Genomic DNA, 5,707 nt, shown 5'->3' with positions numbered 1-5,707 from the left:
GGTAAGGGGTAAAGGGTAAAGGGTAAGGGATTTAAAACCTTTCCCTTTTCCCCTTTCCCCCGCACTTTTCTCTGATCCCCGAAGGGAAGCCGACGTTTTTTCAGAAATTAATTTTACGATTTGGTGTTGACAATGATTTTGTTTCGTTTTATCTTGAATGAGTGTTCAAATTGAATGAACGTTCAAAAATACTATTAACACTTCAGGAGTAAACCTTATGTCCAGCGTTGTTATACACGGCTTTCCAGTCAGTCCTTATGTCCGTTCTGCTCGTATTGTCTTAATCGAGAAAGGAATTGACTACCGCTTCAACGAAATCGGGTTTGACTATCTGAAGACAGACGAATACGCCAAGCTCAACCCATTTGGGAGAATGCCCGTATTGGAACATGGAGATTTCGTCTTGTACGAAACTCCGGCGATTTTAGGTTACGTTGATGAAGGTTTTACAGGCCCATCTTTACAACCTACCGATGCCAAAGCACGCGCCCAAGTCCGGAAATGGATTGGTATTGCAGCAAATTATTTGTATACAGTCGGTGTGATGCAATTGTTTTTGCAACGAATTATGAGTCCAATTATGGGTGGTATACCTGATGAAGTTGTTGTTGCAGAGTCAGCAAACATCACTAGTCACCATCTAGATGTCCTCGAAAAAGAACTAGCAACATCATTTATCGTAGGCAATACATTGACCTTGGCTGATATCATAACTGGTTCAATGGTGTACTACGTCAATATGACCAAAGAAGGATCGGCACTGATTAAAGCCAGACCCAAAACAGCAGCATGGTTAGACAATCTCAGCCAGCGGCAAAGTTTTCAACAAACTCTAGCCGGACTGTTGGAAGGAAAGGCACAAGGTTAGATACAAATAGCAAGCGGATGTGCTTGCAAGTTACTGAAAAACAGGGTTTAAGAACTCAAAAAAATCAATTATTCCAGTTAAAGCATTGACAGTTCACAGTCAACAATAGCTACAACTGTTCATTCACAAATTTTCCCAAAAGAATCTATTGCCCAGGAGGGTTTCAGCAATGCAGTTAGATGGAAAGCATGTAGTTGTGGTTGGTGGTAGTCAGGGCATTGGCTATGAGACTGCCCGATTGGCAAAACAATTGGGTGCAGAAGTCACAATTGCAGGTCGCTCATTAAGCAAATTAGAGGAAGCATGTGAGCGGCTAGGAAAAGTCTACACCGGTCTAGTAGACATCACTGATGAAGCCGCAGTAGAGCGTTTATTCACCACAACAGGGCCAGTTGACCACGTTTACATTTCAGCCGGTAGTTTTGTTGGTGGTAAAGTTCTTGATGGTTCTGTTGAACAATTTCGCCCCGCCATTGAAACCCGTGTTTGGGGAAGCGTTTATGTCATTCGAGCTGCTGTGCCAAAAATGCTTTCTGGCGGCTCCATTACCCTCACCGGTGGATTATCCACAGACCGCCCAGTTCCTGGTGCTTGGGCAACTGCGGTGGGAACTGCTGCGGCTGAACAAATGTCTCGTGCTTTGGCCATTGAATTAACTCCCATTCGAGTCAATGCTGTTTCCCCTGGTTGGACTGATACTCCTATGTGGGATACAATTTTTGGCGAAGCTAAAGAACAAGCTTTTCAAGATGTTGCTTCTAAAATTCCCACTAGGCGATTAGCAACAGCCTCAGAAGTAGCTAGCGCTGTTATTTTTCTGATGACCAATCCTTCAATTACAGGGGAAGTCATTCACATTGATGGTGGTCATCGTTACGTGTAGTGGAGTGACGCAGCTCAAATATTGCAATAAAATTTCTTGCCGGATGGGTGTCCTCACCCGTCTGGGCGGGCAGGATGCCCACCCCACAAGAGTTTACTAATGGACTATTTTAGCCTTGACACGCCAGTAGGTCTAAATTTACGGGGGAAGTCTGAGTTGAAAAGTTGGTAACTCTCATCTTCTTACTTGTCCCGCATTTTTTTCTAACTCACATTAGGCGTAATTTATTTTTTCTTGGAGAATAGGAAATAGGCAATAAAGAACAAGAGAAAATTAATTGCTTCTTGCCTTCACATGTAGACTATTTTTCCACGCAATCAAACTGGATACACAAATGCAGTATCGATTACTGGGACGAACGGGTTTATACGTCTCTGAAATCTGCCTTGGTACTATGACCTTCGGTGGTGCTGGCTTTTGGAAAGTTATCGGTCAGTTGGGTATTGATGCAGCCACACAACTGGTCAAAACTGCTTTCGATAAAGGCGTGAATTTTTTTGACACAGCTGATGTTTATTCAGAGGGGCAGTCTGAGGTTATCTTAGGAAAAACACTTGTACAATTGGGATTGCCTCGCGAAGAAGTGGTGATTGCCACAAAGGTACGCGAGCGATTAGGAAATACCCCAAATCAAGTTGGATTATCTCGCCATCATATTCTCAATGGAATCGATCGCAGTTTAAAACGTCTCCAAGTAGAATACATTGACCTTTACCAAGTTCATGGCTTCGATCCACTAACCCCCATTGAGGAAACTTTAGGTACTCTCAATGATGTCATTGCCTCTGGTAAAGTCCGCTATATTGGATTGTGTAACTTTTCTGCTTGGCAGATTATGAAAGCATTGGCGATCGCAGATAAATATCACTGGCATCGCTTCGAGTCAGTACAAGCATACTATTCTCTAGCTGGTCGCGATTTGGAACGGGAAATTATTCCCCTAGCTCAAGACCAACACTTGAGCATCTTACCTTGGAGTCCTTTAGCTGGTGGTTTATTAAGCGGTAAATTTCAACGCCATCAAGACAATCCCACAGGTGCAAGACGCACTACCTTTGACTTTCCTCCGGTTGATTTAGAAAGAACATACAACATTATCGATGTTTTGCAGCCCATCGCCCAAAGCCATAATTGTTCCATTGCTCGAATCTCTTTAGCATGGCTACTCAGCCGTAGCCATGTCACAAGTATCATCATCGGTGCGAAATCTGTAGAACAATTACGTGATAACCTAATGGCTGCTGAGTTAATACTTACAGATGACGAACTTGCTGCCATTGATAAAGTTAGTCATTTACCGGTGGAGTATCCCCAATGGATGCTAAACTACCAAACTCAAGAGCGATCGCCTGGAGGAAGTCGCCCAGCTTCATGATTAATACCAATTTCACAGAAGTACACACGCCTAAGCCATTGTAATATCTGGCTTTTTTACAGTAATTTTCAGGTAAATAAACCACGTTGTAGGGGCGAATGGTTGTTCGCCTCTACCACGGATTGTGGTTCAAATAGATGAAAACTGCTGTAATCCATAAATTTTGAATTGGTATAATTCCCAATACTTGTCGGTTAAGGGGAAAAGGGAAAGAAAAAACCTTTACCCTTTACCCTTTAACCCCTTCGGGGTGACGCTCCTTCGTCGCTAACGCTGACGCTAACGCCAGTCGCTCATGGGGGAAACCCCCAAGACCGCGCTGGCTCACCTTTTCCCAAAACCAAATTCCGAGTTGAAAATGCACAAAGCCAGCAGTATTGGTATAAGTCCTGTTTACCATAAGGAGTTTTGATATGGATCGACCTCAACTTTACGGTTGGGCATTTAGCAACTATGTTCGTGCTGTGCGAATTTTGTTATTGGAGAAGAAGGTTGATTATCATTTTGAAACAGTAACATTTCAAGATTTGACAGTAGATGACTTTACTCGCCTACATCCGTTTCGCAGAGTCCCGGTATTAGTCCACGATCGCAAAATTATTTACGAGAGCCAAGCAATTTTGCACTACATCGATGAGTCATTCGATGGAGACTCGTTTCAACCCAAAACGCCTTTAGAACGGGCACGAATGCACCAATGGATGAGCGTCACAGTTAGTTATATTCAACCAATTGCCATCGGACAAATTTTTGTGCAGCGTGTTTACATTCCTGAAAACGGTGGACAGGCTGATGAAGGGATAATTAAGCGTGGTGTAACTGCCATCGCCTCTCATCTTGATGTGTTAGAAACAGCTCTCACCCAAACTTATTTGGTTGGTGATTCCATTACTCTGGCAGATATTTTTATGGCACCCGTTCTTTTATCAATGAAGCTAGCCCCAGAGGGAGAAGAACTCATTAACAGCCGTCCGCAGTTAAAAACTTGGCTACATCACTTGACAAAGCGCCCAAGCTTCCTGGAAACCATCGTACCTGTGCCTAAATTTGGACTACAATTAGTCGCCTAATTTACCAATTTGCATTGACAAAACCTAATTCCCCACTCCCCAATCATGAACCTGAAAATCTTGGCCCTAGCATTGGCAACTGTAATCGGCATATCTGCAAAGACAATCGCCCAGACTCTAAATCGTGCTGCTCCTCTGGAATTTCAAGGTCGTTATCTTGTTTCCATATCAGATGCAGATATGCTCGCTTCTGCTTACGTAGATGGTAAACTAGGGCCTCGTGAGGGGCGCGATGCCATTAGTGTAATTCCTCTGGCAGGGAAACATATCCGAGATTTACGCGCTTACGAAGCTGAGGCGAGTAATTCGGTTGCTGGGCCACCAGGGGCAGTGGCGGTTACACCCGATGGGCGTTATGCATTGGTGGTTGAAACCCTAGAACAAAGGCCCGAAGGCGATTGGCAAAAGCAAACCTTTGCCGATCTCAAGCATGGCAAGCGCTTGTTATTGTTTGATTTGAGTAACCCGACTCGACCAACTCAAGTGCAAGAAGTAGCGATCGCTGAGCGTCCTACATCCGTTAGCATCAATAGTGATGGTTCCCTTGTTTCAGTTACTTTTCATCCCAAAGGAGCTGGAGTAAAAACTCCTATAGCATTAATTCCTTTAACCAACGGCAGACTAGGACAACCAATTTATCCTCCGGTATCTTCCTTGCCGTCAGGACAGGAACTAATCCATACAACTTGGCATCCCACTCAAAATACATTAGCACTGGTTAATACAAATGCTGCTGAAATCTCTTTCGCCAAGGTTGTGACTAAGGATGGTAATCTTGGGCTTGAGTCCTGGGGAAATATAGTCAAAATAGAAAAGGCTCCTTACATTGCACGATTCACACCAGATGGCCGACATTTGATTGTGAATAATCTGTTTTGGGGAGCAGATGTGCAAGGAACTTGGAATGAAGCCCCACGTGGGAGTGTGGTAAGTATTCGCTTAGAAGCCGGCACACAAACCGATGGTTCTCCCCGCCATGCTTTAGTGTCACGAGCCATGACAAGTGTCAGTCCAGAAGGATTGACAGTTAGCCCCAATGGTCGATATGTAGTCACTACCAATTTAGAGCGCAGTTACTTACCATATAATGACAATCGCATCACTTGGTTCTCATCGCTGACATTGATTACCCTAGATCCCCAAACCGGACAACTCAACCGAGTAGCAGATTATCCTTTTGATGGCATTTTACCCGAAGCTGCTGCCTTTGATGCCTCTAGCCAATATCTCGCAGTTGTGAACTATGACCATTTCGACGATCGCATTAAAGGTGGTTCCATAGATTTCTGGCGAATTGCTAGCGACCCGCTAAATCCGCAACCGCAGTTAGTACAAACTCGTTATTCTATCCCAGTCACCCGCGGCGTACATTCAATGGTACTAGTTCCTTAAACCTTAGGCAAGTAAGACTAATTCAAAATATAGGACTCCTATTTAATACCAATTTGAAAAAATAATGCAACACATAGACAAGACCCCTCCCCAACCCTCCCCTTGGCAAGGGGAGGGTG

The 5,707-nt window shown here is 44.1% G+C and carries 5 protein-coding genes; all 5 read left to right on the top strand.

All coding sequences use genetic code 11. The features are described 5' to 3' along the window. Positions 1 to 217: 217 nt before the first annotated feature. The 5 genes from GNE10_RS31485 (at position 218) to GNE10_RS31465 (ending at position 5,588) form a co-directional block, all read left to right on the top strand. Entirely contained in the window at positions 218 to 868 is a 651-nt protein-coding gene (locus GNE10_RS31485; RefSeq protein ID WP_185569846.1) for a glutathione S-transferase family protein, read from the top strand. Between the two features lie 169 nt (positions 869 to 1,037). Then, positions 1,038 to 1,751: an SDR family oxidoreductase gene (locus GNE10_RS31480; protein WP_185569844.1), complete on the top strand. Its 714-nt coding sequence runs from the start codon at positions 1,038 to 1,040 to the stop codon at positions 1,749 to 1,751. A gap of 334 nt (positions 1,752 to 2,085) precedes the next feature. Then, positions 2,086 to 3,126, top strand: a complete 1,041-nt coding sequence (locus tag GNE10_RS31475; protein ID WP_185569842.1) for an aldo/keto reductase — start codon at positions 2,086 to 2,088, stop codon at positions 3,124 to 3,126. Between the two features lie 413 nt (positions 3,127 to 3,539). Then, positions 3,540 to 4,196: a glutathione S-transferase family protein gene (locus GNE10_RS31470; protein WP_185569840.1), complete on the top strand. Its 657-nt coding sequence runs from the start codon at positions 3,540 to 3,542 to the stop codon at positions 4,194 to 4,196. Between the two features lie 45 nt (positions 4,197 to 4,241). Beyond that, positions 4,242 to 5,588, top strand: coding sequence for a hypothetical protein (locus GNE10_RS31465; RefSeq protein WP_185569838.1), 1,347 nt, complete (start codon positions 4,242 to 4,244; stop codon positions 5,586 to 5,588). Positions 5,589 to 5,707: the final 119 nt, after the last annotated feature.

It is taken from the genome of Nostoc sp. 2RC, assembly GCF_014222165.1.
GTDB lineage: Bacteria > Cyanobacteriota > Cyanobacteriia > Cyanobacteriales > Nostocaceae > Nostoc > Nostoc linckia.
Note: the sequence above shows the minus strand (reverse complement) of the source record. Positions and strands in the feature narration are given on the sequence as shown.